The sequence below is a fragment of the Micromonospora marincola genome, from assembly GCF_056150385.1.
The window spans coordinates 35,984-50,896 of the sequence record NZ_JAXCFT010000006.1 but is presented as its reverse complement, the minus strand read 5'-3'; the positions used below and the strand labels follow the sequence as shown (position 1 = coordinate 50,896).

Here is a 14,913-nt window from a genome sequence, read left to right as displayed (position 1 = left end):
GGTCGACCTCCGTCAGATCGAGGACAGGATTTCGGTCGGCTGTAGGTAGGCAAGCGATGCGGTGGTCTCGATTCCCTGGCAGACTCCGCTCAGGTCGTAGAGACTCCACCGGGCACCGGCCCGGTCGATGTGCCTGCCGTTCACCACCATTCCGTTGGCGACGAACGCATTAGTGATCGGCTGGTACGGCGTACGCGCGGACATGGCGACCCGGCGCATCCAGAGATTGCCGGTCTCGGCGCGCTCGACGCCGTCGCAGTCGTACATGAGCACCTGGGCGAGCTGGGCCATCGCGATGAGGCAGTCCACCATCGACAGGGCCGGCTCGTAGTGGGCGGAGAAGCCGGTCCAACCTCCGGGCGGCGGCGTCGCGTCGGTCATCAGCATGAGCCCGCGCACCGCCCCCGCCGGCACGTCCACCTCAAGATCCGTGATGAGCTGTTGCCGGCGGGTGAACCCCCGCCCGTAGACCCGGCCGGCCGAGTCACCGAGCAGCTCGCTGATCTCGGACCACTCCCCCGCCGACGCGCCGTCCCCGCCGTCGTGACCGATGTCACAGGCGACCCGGATGGTGCCCACCCTGATGTCGAAGCGGGACACCAGCGCGCCCGGGCCGTCAAGCGCCGGCAGAACGCTCTCCCGGCGGCCGGTCGCCGGGACGCCGACCAGGTGCAGTTGCGGCGTCGCGCCCGCCTTCATGGCGAACGACCGCAGCCACATCCGCCGCCGGCGTTCCTCGTCCAGACCGTGCACCCGCACCAGCAGCGCCTCGGCCAGCTGCACCGCCACGACCAGCGCGTCCACGGTGCTCAGGTGCGGTCGGGGAGCATCGACGACAGGCTTGCTCGACCAGTCGTCCGGGTACTCGACATCGACTACGGCGGAGACGAGGTCGGTCGACCCACCGGCGACGACACGCAGCTCGCGCACCCGGTGCCCGACCCGCCGGAATCCCTGGCCGAAATAGCGGGAGCCACTTCTTCCCAGGCAATGATCAATTGCCGCGTACCGGACCGTTCTCTGATCCACTTTCGTTCCCCCCGTTGCCCGAAACTCGACATGTTGTTTGCCGAGCGCATGCTGGAATGGCGCGAGCGTAAGATTTGGTCCGGCCGATTCGAGATCAACGACGACTGCCGGCCCACCCACCGCCACCGGCCCAGCGTGACAGGGCGCCGTGTACCGCTCATCTAACGAGGGTCTATCGAGAGAAACGGCAACAGGCAGCCGGCGACGACCCGGCCGCCGCACGGGGGAGGAATGTTCGCATGTCCATGCGATTCGGGCTGCTCGGACCCGTGGCGTTATGCCACGACCAGCGACAGCTTGTCATCACTTCGACCAAGCAACGCGCTCTCCTCGCCGCGCTGCTGTTGGAACCCAATCGGTTCATTTCCGCCGAACGCCTGGCCGAGGCCATCTGGGGCGAAGGACCACCGTCGAGCGCCGAGGGGTTGATCCGCACCTACGCCTGGCGCCTGCGTCGCCTGCTCGCCGACGAGCGGGACCGACTGGTCGGCCAGTCCGGCGGATACCGGCTCCGGGTCGAGCCGGGGGAACTCGACACGGACCGGTTCGCGCGGCTCGCCGTGCGGGGGCAACTGCTGTTGCGCGCCGGCGAACCGAGCGCGGCCTCGGAGGTGCTGTCCGAGGCGCTGGCGCAGTGGCGGGGTCCGCTGCTGGCCGACACGGAACTGCACGGAAGCGTGATCGCCGAGCTGGGGCGATTGGAGGAGCTGCGGCTGACCACCGTGGAATACCGGATCGACGCCGAGCTCGCGGTCGGGCGGCACCGGCTCGCCGTACCGGAGCTGCTCGATCTGGTGGCGCGGCACCCGCTGCGTGAGCGGCTCACCGCGCAGCTCATGGTGGCCCTGTACCGCAGTGGCCGGCGCGCCGAGGCCCTGGCGGCGTACGCGCAGGCGGCCCGCGTCCTCCGGGCCGAGCTGGGGCTCGATCCCGGCGCGACACTCGGCCGGCTGCAGGGGCAGGTGCTGCGGGACGATCCGGCGCTACGGCTCGACGAACCACCACCGGCGGCCGACGACCGCTCGCCGGCCGCTCACAGCCTCGCGATCACCTACGGGGTGGACAGCGGCGCCCGCGGCTGACGGGCTTCGGCGCTGACGGGCTTCGGACAGGAAAGGGGTCCCTACGCGGGACGGGAGAAAGTAGTCTGAGGGAATGATAGAGTTATCCGACCATCGGAGAACACTGTGGAGGAAGTATGTCCGCACCGAACCACGCGGTCAGCTCCGGGGGCCCCACGGCGACCGCACCGGACGGCCCGGTCACCGGCCCGTCCCCCACCCGGTGGTGGACCCTGGCCATCGTCACCGCCGGGACGTTCATGCTGACCCTCGACCTGACCGTGGTGAACGTCGCGCTGCCCGAGCTGCGTAACACGCTCCACGCCGACTTCTCCGGGTTGCAGTGGGTCATCGACGCGTACGCGTTGACCCTGGCGGTGTTCCTGCTGACCGGCGGCTCGCTGGCCGACCGGCTCGGCGGCAAGCGGGTCTTCCTGGCCGGCCTGACTATCTTCACCGCCGCGTCGGTGGCCTGCGGGGTGGCCACCGACATCCTGACGCTGAACCTCGCCCGGGGCGTGCAGGGCATGGGCGCAGCCGTCCTCTACGCGGTCGGTCCGGCGCTCATCGGGCGGGAGTTCCAGGGGCGCAGCCGAGGAGCCGCATTCGGCATCTTCGGCGCCGGCTCGGGCCTGGCCATCGCCCTCGGACCGTTGATCGGCGGCGCGCTGACCAGCGGCGTCAACTGGCGATGGATCTTCCTGGTGAACCTCCCCGTGGGCGTGGTCGCCTTCGTCCTGGGGATGCTGCGGATGCCGAACACGCCGGGGCACGGGGCCCGACGTGTCGACTGGCCGGGCCTGGCCACCTTCTCCGCGGCGCTCACCCTGCTGGTGCTCGGCCTGCTGCGCGGCGAGCAGGAGGGCTGGTCGAGCCCCTGGATCGTCGGGGCGTTCGTCGGATCCGCGGTGCTGTTCACGGGCTTCGTCCTGATCGAACAGCACCGCGGCGAGGCGGCGATGCTCGACCTCGGGTTCTTCCGGATCACCAGCTACCGCACCATCTCGCTCGCGGCGATCCTGGTGGCCTCCAGCGGCATGTCGGCGATCTTCCTGCTGATCTCCTACGTGCAGAACATCCTCGGCTACTCCCCCTGGGAGTCCGGGCTGCGCTTCCTGCCGCTGACCGTGGCGCTGTTCGTCGCCGCGATCTTCGCGGGGTCACTTACCGCCCGGCTGCCGCACCGGGTGCTCGTCGCGTTCGCCGCCGCCTGCATCTGGCTGGGGCTGCTGCTGTTCAAGCCACTTGTGGACGCCACGAGCGACTGGACCGCGCTGCTGCCCACGATGGTGCTGATCGGCGTCGGACTCGGCGCGTTCAACCCACCCCGCGCCGCGCTCTCCGTGGGCGTCGTCGAGCCGGCCAAGTCCGGTGCCGCCTCCGGCACGAACGTCACCTTCCAGCAGGTCGGCCTGGCCCTCGGCATCGCCGGCTTCGGTGCGCTCTTCCAGCACCGGGTGATCGACCACCTGGGCGCTGCCGAACTGGGCCGCGCGGTCGCGGCCGGAGCCGCCCCCCAGGCGGGCGAGGCCGGGCGGGCCGCCTTCGTCGCCGGCCTCGGGGACGTGCTGCTGGTGAGCTCGTTCCTCGCCCTGGCCGCGGCCGTGGTCGCGTTCGGATGGATCCGCAACCGCGACCTGCACGCGACGGCCGTGGCGGAGCGGGCCGACGGCTGAGCGCCAGCCGGCGCTGGCCTACGATGAGGCCGAACCGGCGTCCGCGCCGGACGGCGACTACCGGAGGTGGCGAGTGGCACGGCCGAGTTCCGCCGGTACGCCGCCGCCGAGCCTCCTGCGGGACCACACGGGCTACCTGCTCCACCGCGCCGGGCTGCTGATGATCCGGGCGGTGGAGCAGGCGCTCGTCGCGCACGGGCTGACCGGTCGCAAATTCTTCGCGCTGACCGCGGTGCACACGCTGGCCCCGCTTTCCCAGCAGGAACTGAGCAACCTGTTCGCGCTCGACCCGACCACTGTCGTCGCCATGGTCGACGAGTTCGAGGCGGCCGGCCTGGTGCGCCGCCAACGCAGCGAGACCGACCGGCGGCGTTACGACCTCATCCCGACCGAGGCCGGCCAGCGGTTGCTTGCCACCGCCACCGAGGCCGTCACCGAGGTCGAGGAGACCTTCCTCGCCCCGCTCACCGACCGGCAACGGACCGCGCTGCACCGCAGTCTGACCGCCGTGCTGCACGACGACCCGCACGCCTGAGGCCAGGCGGTCAGCCCGCGGAGCGCGCCCAGTCGACGGTGGGCAGGCCCGCGTCGGCGAGCGCCTTGTCGGTCGCGCTGAACGGGCGGCTGCCCAGGAAACCCTTCGGGTTCATCGGGCTGGGATGCCCGGCCTCCAGCACCACGTGCCGCGGGTTGGTGACAAGCGCCGCCTTCTTACGCGCGTAGCCACCCCAGAGCAGAAAGACCACCCGCTTGTCGAGCGCGTCGAGCGCCCGGATGGTGGCGTCGGTGAACTCCTCCCAGCCCCGGTTGGCGTGCGAACCGGGGGTGGCCTGCCGCACCGTCAGCACCGAGTTGAGCAGCAGCACACCCTGCGCCGCCCAGCCGTCCAGATTGCCGCCGCGCGGCCTCGGCACGCCCAGATCCGCCTCCAACTCCTTGAAGACGTTGCGCAGCGACGGCGGCACCGGCACGCCCGCCCGCACGCTGAAGCTCAGGCCGTGCGCCTGCCCCACCTTGTGGTAGGGGTCCTGACCGAGGATGAGCACCCGGGTCTCCGCCGGCCCGCACAACCGGTAGGCGGAGAACAGGTCGGCAAGCGGCGGGAAGACCGTGGCGGTGGCGTACTCCCCGGCGACGAACTCGGCAAGCGCCGCGGTGCGGACCGGGTCGAGGTGCGGGGTGAGGGCCGCACGCCACGGCTCGGGCAGGAGCGCCAACAGGTCGAGGGCGGGGGCGTCGTCGGGCATCGGCAACCTTTCGCAGTCGTCCCCGGGACTCTAGGCAGCGGGTACGACAGCGTTCAGCCGAGGGTGGCCAGCCGGGACGCCCAGTCGCCGCCGGCCGGTTCCAGCGTGACCATCCGGGTGTCGTCGTCCCGCCTGTCGATGCGGACCCGCAGGTGCGCGTCGACCAACTGCTCGACCATCCCCTCGCCCCACTCCACCACGGTGACCGCCTCGTCCACCGAGGCGTCCAGGTCGAGGTCGTCGATCTCGGCCCGCGGATCCGCGGCCTCACCCAGGCGGTACGCGTCGGCGTGCACGAGCGTCACCCGGCCGCCCCGCGCCGGGTCCGGCCGGTGCACCCGGGCGATGACGAAGGTGGGCGAGGTGATGTCGCCGCGTACCCCGAGGCCGGCGCCGAGGCCCTGGGTCAGCGCGGTCTTGCCCGCCCCCAGCGGACCGCTGAGCAGCAGCAGGTCCCCCGCGCGCAGCACACCGGCCAGCCGCCGGCCGAACTCGCGGGTGTCGTCGACGGTCTTCAGCTCCACCACGACCACACTCACCCCAGTGACTCCAGGAACCTCTCCAACGCCGCGTTCACCTCGTCGGCGTGCTCAAGCATCACCACGTGCCCACTGTCGTGGATCTTCACGAACTCGGCCTCCGGCAGCCGCCGGACGATCTCCTCCGAGTGCGTCACCGGCGTAATCATGTCCTTGTCCCCCACGATCACCAGCACCGGCGTCCCGGCGAGCGCGGCAAGCGCCGGGAAACGCGAGTGGGTGGCCAGGGTCCGCAGGTAGCGGGTGACCGTGTCGGCAGAGGTGCGGGAGTTCATCGTCTCCACGTACGACACCAGGGCCGGGCTCGGCTTCGGGGTGCCGAAGCCGTACTTGCGGGTCAGCAGCCAGGCCACGTTCGAGGTGGACCGGCGGGCCTTGTCGATCACCGTGCCGCCGTACCGGGTGGCGTTGCTCACCATGTGGAGCACCGGCGCGCCGACCCGACCGAGCAGCGCGGGAGCCACCAGCTTGGTCTCCGCCGCCAGGCCGCCGGAGGTGGCCATCAGCACGGTGCCGACCACCCGGTCGCCGAACAGCTCCGGATAGAGCTCGGCCAACGCCATGATGGTCATGCCGCCCATCGAGTGCCCGACAAGCACCAGCGGCCCGTCCGGGGCCACCTCGTCGAGCACCCGGCGCAACGTGCGGCCAAGCGCGGTCAGGTCGTACTCGCCGGTCTCCAGTCGCCCCGAGCGGCCGTGCCCCGGCTGGTCGTACGCGACCACCCGGTAGTCGCCCCGGTCGGCGAGCATCTGGCGCTGGAAGTGGAAGGTGCCCATGTCCAGACAGAAGCCGTGCACCAGCACGACGGTCGGGTGCCCGGCGACCGGCCGGGTCGGCTCGACCACCTCCACGTGGATGTCGGTGCCGTCCGGCATCTCCAGCAGGTATGCCTCGTCGTGACGCTGCCGGCCGAACACCTCGTGGGCGTACCGGTCGGCGGGGTCGTTCTTCAGCCGGCGGACCAGGACCCGCTCGCTTGCGACACCCGCCGCGAGCCCGGCGGCGGCCACCCCGACGGCGGCGCCGACCAGCCCGGCCACCTTGCCGGCGGCGCCGCGCGGCCGAGGCACCCGAAGTCGCGGACTCATGTTTTCTCACCGTCGTACACACGCGGGACCCGGACACCGCCGAACCGGGTGACGATCTCGTAGTTGATGGTGCCGACCGCCTCGGCCCAGTCGTCGGCGGTGGGCTCGCCGTCCGCGCCGCTGCCGAACAGCGTCGCCACGTCACCGGCGGCCACCTCGTCGTCGCCGCAGTCGACCACGAACTGATCCATGCAGACCCGCCCGGAAATGGTCCGCCGCTCGCCGCCGAGCAGCACTGGACCGGTGTTCGAGGCGTGCCGGGGCACCCCGTCGGCGTAGCCGAGCGGCACCACGGCCAGATTGCTCTCGTTCTCGGTGAGGTAGGTGTGACCGTAGGAGACGCCGGTGCCGGCCGGGACCCGCTTGGTGAGCATCACCCGGGCCCGCGCGGTCATCGCCGGGCGCAAGCCGAACCGTTCGCCCGCGACCGGCGACAGGCCGTAGATGGCGATGCCCGGACGGACCAGGTCGAAGTGGGTGTCCGGTCGGGTCAGTGTGGCCGCCGAGTTGGCCAGGTGGCGATAGCGGGGGCGCAGGCCGGCCCGCGTCACCATCTCCAGCCCCTCGTGGAAGACGGCGAGTTGACGGTCAGTGGTGGGGTGGCCGGGCGAGTCGGCGTAGACGAAGTGGCTCCACACGCCGACCACCTCGACCACGCCGTCGGCCTGGGCCTTCGCGGCGGCCTCCAGCAGCGTCGGCCAGTCGGCGACGGTCGCGCCGCCGCGGGACAAGCCGGTGTCGATCTTGAGGTGCAGCCGGGCCGGCCGATCCGCCCGCCGGCTCGCCTCGGTCATCTCGTCGAGCTGAGCCAGGCTGGCGCAGCCGAGATCGACGCCGACCGCGATCCCGTCGTGCAGCGGCAGGCCCGGGTCGAGCAGCCACGCCAGCACCGGCGCGGTGATCCCCTCCTGGCGCAGCCGGAGCGCCTCGTCGAGGGTGCAGACACCGAGCTGGTCCGCCCCGGCGTCGAGCGCCGCGCGGGCCGCCGGCAACATGCCGTGCCCGTACCCGTCGGCCTTGACCACGGCCATCAGCTCGGCGCTGGTTCCGGCCTTCAGCCGGGCCACGTTCTCCCGGATCGCGTCGAGATCGACCCGCACCTCCGACTGCCACATACCCTCAGCCTACTTCCGTCGGTGATCATTCTGGCCGTGAGCCGCGCGGCCGGCCCCGCCAACCGGGCGCCACCCGGCTGCCGTCGAGCCCTGGATCAGCCCAGACGGGCCAGCACCGGACGCAACGCCGCGGCCACGTCGGGCGCGGTCACCGGACCGCCACCCGCCGCCTCCCGGCCGGCCAACCCGTGCAGGTACGCCGCGGCGGTGGCCGCCCGCTCGGGAGCCAGCCCGGCGGCGAGCAGCGAACCGAGCAGCCCGGCAAGCACGTCGCCGGTGCCGCCGGTGGCAAGCGCCGGGGTGCCGGTCGGATTGACGTACGCCCGGCCGTCGGGGGTGCCGACGATCGTCCGGTCGCCCTTCAACAGCACCACCGCGTTCATCCAGGCGGCCAGTCGCAGCGCCGCGGCGACCCGGTCCTCCTCCGGCATCTCGCCGCAGAGCCGGGCGAACTCCCGGTCGTGCGGGGTCACCACGATCGGGGCGTCCCGCCCGCGCAGCCGGTCGGCGAGCTTGCCGTCGACAAGCAGAGTCAGCGCGTCGGCGTCCAGCACCACAGGCACCGGCGCGGCAAGCACCGCGCGCAGCTCGGCGGCGGAGTCCTCGCCGGTGCCGAGCCCCGAGCCGCAGACCCAGGCCTGCACCCGGCCGGCGTCGGCGACCCGGCCGGTGGCGATCACCGACGGGTGCTGGCGCACCACCTCGGCCCGGGCGCCGCCGGCATAGCGGACCAGGCCGGTGGGACCGGCAAGCGCGCCGCCGACCGAGAGCACCGCCGCACCCGGATAGGTGGCCGAGCCGGTCGCCACCCCGACCACCCCTCGGGAGTATTTCTCCGACGAGGCGCCGAGCGCCGGCCACCAGTCGGCCACGTCGGACCACTCGGTCACCCGCAGCGCCGGTGACCCGCGCAGCCACGGCGTGAGCCCGATGTCGACCACGTCGACCTGGCCGGCCAGCGGGGCGGCCGGGCCGACCACCAGGGCCGGCTTGAGCGCGCCGAACGCCACGGTCACGTCGGCGTGGACCGCGCGGGGCCGGCCGGCGCCGGTCAGCGGGACGTGGCCGGTGTCCACCGCGACGCCACTCGGGACATCCACCGCGACCACCGTGGCCCGGGTGCCGTCCCGGCCGACGCGCCCGGCCAGGCTCCCGGCGAGCTGGTCGGCCGTCTCCCGCAGGCCGCCGGTGCCGCCGATGCCCACGATGCCGTCGAGCACCAGGTCGACCACGGCGGACGGTCGGTCGACCACCCGCCCACCGGCGGCGCGTAACGCGGCCAGCCCGTCGGCGTGCGCCCGCCCGGGGGTGAGGAGCAGGGCGTCGACCGCGGCGCCCCGGCGGGCCAGGCGGGCCCCGGCGTAGAGGGTGTCGCCGCCGTTGTCGCCGGAGCCGACGAGCAGCAGGACCCGGGCGCCGTAGACCCCGCCCCGGTCCGCCAGCAGCAGCGCACACCTGCGGGCCAGCCCGGCCGCGGCCCGTTGCATCAACGCACCGGACGGGAGGGTCGCCATCAGCCCCGCCTCTGCCGCGCGAACATCCGCGACCCGCCACACCGGTCTCATGCCATCCCGTCCCGTTCGGTCCCGCCGGCCGGATCGGCCACGATCACCAACTCACCCTACCGGCGGCCCGGGTCCCGGGTAGGCCGGCGAACGCCCCCTGTGGAAACCCGGCGAGGTTGTCCACAGGGCCGGCGCGGGCGGTTCCGTCCCGCCTAGCGTCCCCGCTGTCCGGGTCCGGCCGGTGGGGCCGGCGGGAGGGGAGGTGGTCGTGGTCGAGGAGCCGTTCGCCGTCGATCCGGAGTTGCTGCGCGCGGTGGCCCGGGGCTTGACCGACGACGCCTACCGGCTGGCCCACGGGCCGGGCGGGATGCCGACGCCTGTGACGCCGCCGCCGGACGGGTGGCGGACCGGGGTGGCGCTCGACGATCTGGAGGCCGCGGTGCGGCGCTGGGCCGGCACGATCGCGGCACGGGTGGCCGCCAGCGCCGAGGCGCTACGCGGCGGCGCGGACGGCTACGAGGCGGTGGACCAGCGGGCGGCCCGCCGTGTCGCCGGGGCGTCGCGATGAGCGGCGACGGCGTCCGCGCCCGTCCGCGTCCGGCGGTCGCCACCGGCCCGGGGCCGGTCGGCCACCCGCAGCCCCGGCAAGCCGGCGCGGGCCCGGTCGGCTACGCGCAGCTCTGGCGGGCGGATCCGGGCGCCTGGCTCGCCGCCGGAGCGGCCTGGCGCGGGCTCGCCGACCCGGTGCGCCGTCGGGCCGACGGGCTGACCGCCCGGGCCGACGACCTCCGGCCGGGCTGGTCCGGCGCCGCCTCGACGGCCGCCCAGCGGCACCTCGCCGAGCTGCGCACCGCGCTCACCGACGGGCTGCCCGCCCTGTTCGAGATCGATCAGGCGCTCGCCGAGTTCGCCGCGCGGGTGGGCGCGGCGAAGGCCCGGCTCGACGCCGAGGTGGCCCGTGCCGAGACCGGCGGCCTGTCCGTGGACCGCACCGGCGCCGTTCGGCCCGACCCGACCCGACCCGCCGACCGGGCCGGGCCCGCGGTGGTCCAGGCGCAGGCCGGTATCCGCGGGGCGCTGGCCCTGGCGGGAGCGGCGGACCGGGAGGCGGCCGGCCGGCTGGCGGAGATCGCCACGGCGGCGGTGACCGGGTGGGTGAGCGTCCCACCCGGCTGGCGACCGGGGCCCGGAGCCGGACCGGCCGAGGTGAGCCGCTGGTGGGCCGGCCTGAGCCCGGCCGAGCGGCGGTGGCTGGTCGGGCACGAGCCGGGCCGGGTGGGCTGTCTGGACGGAGTGCCGGCCGCCGGCCGCGACCAGGCCAACCGGCTGTTGCTCGCCGACCGGCGCCAGGAACTGCTCGCGCGCCGGCTCGCCCTGCTGCGCCCGCTGCCGGCCGGGCCGTTCGAGGTGACCAGGCGTGTCCGGCTGGCCGGGGTGGAGGCGGCGCTGCGCGGACTGGACGGGCTGGGTGAGCGGTTGGCGACGCCGTTCGCGCCGCGGGCGTACCTGCTGGGGCTCGACCTCGCCGGGGACGGACGGGCGATGGTGGCGCTCGGCAACCCGGACCGGGCCGGCGCGGTGCTGACCTACGTCCCCGGCATGACCGCGGACCTGGCCGACGCGCCGGGCGAGCTGGGCCGGGCCGCCCGGGTGCTGGACCGGTGCGCGGCGATCGGGCCGGGCGAGGAGACGGCGGCGGTGCTCTGGCTGGACTACGACGCGCCGGACTTCCTCACCGAGGCGGCCGGCGCCCGGCAGGCCGAGGACGCCGGGCCGGCCCTGCACCGGTTCCAGGAGGGGCTGCGGGCCACGCACGAGGGGTCGCCGGCCCGGCAGACCGTGCTCGGGCACAGCTACGGCTCGCTCGTGGTCGGCGCCGCCGCCCGCGACCACGGGCTGGGCGCCGACGCGCTCGTCTTCGTCGGCTCACCCGGGGTCGGCGTCGACCACGCCACCGAGCTGCGGATGCCGGCTGGGCAGGTCTGGGCGTCGACCGCGCCCGACGACGTGATCCGGTTCGCCCGCCAGCCGGACGAGCTGGCCCGCCGTGCCGTGCTGGCCGGTACGCCGCTCGGGCCGGCGCTTGCCGTGCTCGACCCGCACTCCGACCGGCTCTGGTTCGGCGCCGACCCGAGCGCGCCGGGCTTCGGCGGCCGGCGCTTCCCGAGCGCGCGGCACGGCCACACCGGCTACTGGGATCCCGACAACCCGGCCCTGGACGGGATGGCGCGGATCGTGCTGGGCCGGTGAGACGCCGCGGCCCCCTCCGTCGTGGGGCGGAGAGGGCCGGGCGTCGATCCGAGCTACTCGACCGTGACCGACTTGGCGAGGTTCCGCGGCTGGTCGACGTCGTGTCCGCGGGCCGCGGCGATCTCGGCGGCGAGCACCTGGAGCGGCACGGTGGTCACAAGCGGCGCCAGCAGCGTCGGCGTACGCGGCACGTAGATCAGGTGGTCGGCGTAACGGACCACCGCCTGGTCGCCCTCCTCGGCGATCACGATGGTGCGGGCGCCCCGGGCGCGTACCTCCTGGATGTTGGAGACGACCTTGTCGTGCAGCATGCCCCGGCCGACCGGGGACGGCACGATGCAGATCACCGGCGTGCCCTCGTCGATCAGCGAGATCGGGCCGTGCTTAAGCTCGCCGGCGGCGAAGCCCTCGGCGTGCATGTATGCCAGTTCCTTGAGCTTCAGCGCGCCTTCGAGCGCGACCGGGTAGCCCACGTGCCGGCCGATGAACAGCACCGTCGGCTCGGACTTCAGCTCGCGGCCGAGCTGGCGGACCGGCTCGATCCGGTCCAGCAGCTCGCGCAGCTTGGCCGGCATCTCCTGGAGCTGGGACACCACCGCGCCCACCTCGTCGGCGAACTTGATCCCCCGCACCTGGGCCAGGTGCAGGCCGATCAGATAGCAGGCGACGACCTGGGTGAGGAACGCCTTGGTGGAGGCGACCGCGATCTCCGGGCCGCCGTGGGTGTAGAGCACCGCGTCGGACTCGCGCGGGATGGTGGAGCCGTTGGTGTTGCAGATGGCAAGCACGCGGGCCTTCTGCTCCTTGGCGTGGCGCAGCGCCATGAGCGTGTCCATCGTCTCGCCGGACTGCGAGATCACCACGATCAGGGTGGAGCGGTCGAGCACCGGGTCGCGGTAGCGGAACTCGCTTGCCAGCTCCACCTCGCAGGGGATGCGGGTCCAGTGCTCGATGGCGTACTTGGCGACCAGGCCGGCGTGGTAGGAGGTGCCACACGCGACGATGAAGATCTTGTCGACGTCGCGCAGGTCCTGCTCGCTGAGGCGGACCTCGTCGAGCGCGATCTCGCCGCTCTCGGTGAGCCGGCCGAGCAGCGTGTCGGCGATGGCCTGCGGCTGCTCCTCGATCTCCTTGAGCATGAACCAGTCGTAACCGCCCTTCTCGGCGGCCGACGAGTCCCAGTCAATGTGGAAGTCCTTGCCGGTCGCGGGCTGGCCGGCGAAGTCGGTGATCTCGATGCTGTCGCCGGTGATCAGGACGATCTGGTCCTGCCCCAGCTCGACCGCGTCCCGGGTGTGCTCGATGAACGCCGCCACGTCACTGGCGAGGTAGTTCTCGCCGTCGCCCCGGCCCACCACGAGCGGCGAGTTGCGCCGGGCGCCGACCACCGCGCCGGGGATGGCCGCGTCCACGGCGAGCAGGGTGAACGCCCCTTCGAGTCGCCCGCAGACCACCCGCATGGCGGAGGCGAGCAACTGCGGGCTGTCGGCCTCACCGGCCGACCGCAGATCGGCGAGCGCACGGGCGATCAGGTGCGCGGCGCACTCGGTGTCGGTGTCGCTTGCGAACTCGACGCCCTCGTCCTCCAGCTCGCCGCGGAGCTTCGCGAAGTTCTCGATGATGCCGTTGTGGATGACCGCGACCCGGCCGTCCGGCGAGAGGTGCGGGTGGGCGTTGCGGTCGGTCGGCCCACCGTGCGTGGCCCACCGGGTGTGGCCGATGCCTGTGGTGCCGTCGCCGATGCCGATCGGGCTGGCGGCGCAGTCCTCGGGGTTGTCGGCGGCCCGCTCGGAGAGCACCTTCTCCAGGTTGGCCAGCTTGCCGGCCTTCTTCTCGGTCAGCAGCTCGTCGTCGCAGACCACGGCGACGCCGGCCGAGTCGTAGCCTCGGTATTCCAGCCGCCGCAGTCCGTCAAGCACGATGCCGAGCGCCGGGCGCGCGCCGGCGTAACCCACGATTCCACACATGGTCCGCAGCCTAGCCGAGTTTCGCTCATCGCGCGTGCGCGGAAGGTGGGTCAACGATCACCGAGCATGAGCGAATCGATCAACATTGCTCTTCCGTCGGACAAATCACCCCCGCCGGACCGCTGGCCGCGCCGCAGCCCTGGGCACCAACCCGCGTCACCCCTCCACAGACGCCGCCGCACCCACCCTCGCCGATTCGCCCTTCATGTCCGCTTCACCGAACCGCCGTCAGTAGATCTTGGAAGTTTTGGGCCCCTCCAGGGGCCGTTTCCTTCCAAGATCTCCGTCGAAGCGGGGCGGTCGCCGGGCGGGCGGGGCGCGGGGGCGCGGGGATGGGTGGCACGTCCTACATTGGGGGGCCGGGTGGCATCCCCCGGTCCGTCCCCTCCGCGGTCGTCCGCGCCGTACCCCTGTGAGCTGAGCCGATGTCCGAGACGGCCCCCACCCCCGAGCCGACCCCCGGGCCGAGCGACCCGACGGCGTCGCCACCTGCCGGCGAGCCCGCCACCTGGACACCGCCGGACCCGCTGGCCGCGCCACAGCCCTGGACGCCGCCCGCGCCATGGTCGCCGAGGCCGTGGGATCCGACCCCCTGGACACCCGAGGCCGGCACCACCGGCCAGGCAGCCGGCACGAGCGGCCAGGCAGGCAGCACCACCGGCCAGGCAGGCGGCACGAGCGGCCAGGCAGGCGGCACCACCGGCCAGGCCGCCGAAGGACAGCCCGGCACCACCGGACAGCCGACTCCGGACACCCCGGGATGGCCACCGGCCGCGTACCAGCCCGGTTCCCACCAGCCCGGGCCCTACCCGCCCGGGCCCTACCCGCCCGGGCCCTATCCGCCGCCGTACGCGTATCCCGGCGGGCCGCCGCGCCGGTCGGGTACGGGCTGGGTGCTCGGGGTGGTCATCGCCATCGTCGTCGCGCTGGTGCTGGCCGTCTGCGGCTGCGTGGGCCTGGGCGTGTTCGGCAGCCTCGTCGAGGGGTCGACCACGTCCGGGGAGCCGTACGACCGGCCGTTCATCGACGGGTCCGGGGAGCCGGACCTGCCGGGCTGGCCGGACGGACCCGGCGGGTTCACCGACGAGCCGACCACGGCTCCGGTGGTCCCGGCCACCACCCCGTCCGCCGGGCGTGGCCGCTTCACGGTGGTGTACGAGATCACCGGCACGGGAGCGGCGAACGTCAACTTCTACGACGCCAACGGCGAATTCCGCACCGTGAACGGGATGCAGCCACCGTGGCGGCTGGCGTTCACCGCCAACGACCGGAAACAGGTGCAGATCGTCGCCATCGCCGATGACCAGCAGCGCGACGGGGTGAGCTGCCGGATCACCATCGACGGGAAGGTCGTCTCCCGGGATTCGAGCGCGACGGGCGGGATGGCGTCCTGCTTCGGGTGGTGACACCTTGCGACGTCGGCGGCGGGCCGT

At 73.5% G+C, this 14,913-nt stretch carries 13 protein-coding genes; 6 read left to right on the top strand and 7 right to left on the bottom strand.

Going from position 1 to position 14,913, the window contains the following annotated elements:
- Positions 1-12: 12 nt before the first annotated feature.
- Positions 13-1,029: an AvrD family protein gene (locus SM450_RS15960; RefSeq protein WP_474620513.1), complete on the bottom strand. Its 1,017-nt coding sequence runs from the start codon at positions 1,027-1,029 to the stop codon at positions 13-15.
- A gap of 239 nt (positions 1,030-1,268) precedes the next feature.
- Between SM450_RS15960 and SM450_RS15955 the strand changes: the two genes are divergently transcribed.
- From SM450_RS15955 to SM450_RS15945, 3 genes are all read left to right on the top strand, one after another.
- Positions 1,269-2,111, top strand: a complete 843-nt coding sequence (locus SM450_RS15955) for an AfsR/SARP family transcriptional regulator (RefSeq protein ID WP_474620512.1) — start codon at positions 1,269-1,271, stop codon at positions 2,109-2,111.
- Between the two features lie 116 nt (positions 2,112-2,227).
- Entirely contained in the window at positions 2,228-3,766 is a 1,539-nt protein-coding gene (locus SM450_RS15950) for an MFS transporter (protein ID WP_474620511.1), read from the top strand.
- A gap of 73 nt (positions 3,767-3,839) precedes the next feature.
- Complete coding sequence (locus SM450_RS15945) at positions 3,840-4,301, top strand: MarR family winged helix-turn-helix transcriptional regulator (protein ID WP_474620510.1); 462 nt, start codon at positions 3,840-3,842, stop codon at positions 4,299-4,301.
- 10 nt (positions 4,302-4,311) lie between these two features.
- Here the strand turns inward: SM450_RS15945 and ung are convergent, their stop codons facing one another.
- The 5 genes from ung to SM450_RS15920 form a co-directional block, all read right to left on the bottom strand.
- On the bottom strand, positions 4,312-5,013 hold the full coding sequence (gene ung, locus SM450_RS15940; protein ID WP_474620509.1) for a uracil-DNA glycosylase: 702 nt from the start codon (positions 5,011-5,013) through the stop codon (positions 4,312-4,314).
- A 53-nt stretch (positions 5,014-5,066) separates the two neighbouring features.
- The gene (gene tsaE, locus SM450_RS15935) at positions 5,067-5,552 is read right to left on the bottom strand and encodes a tRNA (adenosine(37)-N6)-threonylcarbamoyltransferase complex ATPase subunit type 1 TsaE (protein WP_474620508.1); all 486 of its coding nucleotides are present in this window, start codon (positions 5,550-5,552) and stop codon (positions 5,067-5,069) included.
- Positions 5,549-6,643, bottom strand: coding sequence for an alpha/beta fold hydrolase (locus SM450_RS15930; RefSeq protein ID WP_474620507.1), 1,095 nt, complete (start codon positions 6,641-6,643; stop codon positions 5,549-5,551). The genes tsaE and SM450_RS15930 overlap by 4 nt, the downstream gene beginning before the upstream one ends.
- On the bottom strand, positions 6,640-7,758 hold the full coding sequence (gene alr / locus SM450_RS15925; RefSeq protein ID WP_474620506.1) for an alanine racemase: 1,119 nt from the start codon (positions 7,756-7,758) through the stop codon (positions 6,640-6,642). The genes SM450_RS15930 and alr overlap by 4 nt, the downstream gene beginning before the upstream one ends.
- Before the next feature lie 95 nt (positions 7,759-7,853).
- The gene (locus tag SM450_RS15920) at positions 7,854-9,323 is read right to left on the bottom strand and encodes an NAD(P)H-hydrate dehydratase (RefSeq protein WP_474620505.1); all 1,470 of its coding nucleotides are present in this window, start codon (positions 9,321-9,323) and stop codon (positions 7,854-7,856) included.
- Positions 9,324-9,525: 202 nt separating this feature from the next.
- Between SM450_RS15920 and SM450_RS15915 the strand changes: the two genes are divergently transcribed.
- Both SM450_RS15915 and SM450_RS15910 read left to right on the top strand, forming a co-directional pair.
- Positions 9,526-9,831, top strand: a complete 306-nt coding sequence (locus tag SM450_RS15915) for a hypothetical protein (RefSeq protein ID WP_474620504.1) — start codon at positions 9,526-9,528, stop codon at positions 9,829-9,831.
- Positions 9,828-11,513, top strand: coding sequence for an alpha/beta hydrolase (locus SM450_RS15910; protein WP_474620503.1), 1,686 nt, complete (start codon positions 9,828-9,830; stop codon positions 11,511-11,513). Before SM450_RS15915 ends, SM450_RS15910 begins: the two co-directional genes overlap by 4 nt.
- 53 nt (positions 11,514-11,566) lie before the next feature.
- Here SM450_RS15910 and glmS read toward each other — a convergent pair whose 3' ends face one another.
- Positions 11,567-13,480, bottom strand: a complete 1,914-nt coding sequence (gene glmS, locus SM450_RS15905; protein ID WP_474620502.1) for a glutamine--fructose-6-phosphate transaminase (isomerizing) — start codon at positions 13,478-13,480, stop codon at positions 11,567-11,569.
- Between the two features lie 425 nt (positions 13,481-13,905).
- On the opposite strand from glmS, the gene SM450_RS15900 reads away from it, so the two are divergent.
- Entirely contained in the window at positions 13,906-14,886 is a 981-nt protein-coding gene (locus SM450_RS15900; protein WP_474620501.1) for an MmpS family transport accessory protein, read from the top strand.
- Positions 14,887-14,913: the final 27 nt, after the last annotated feature.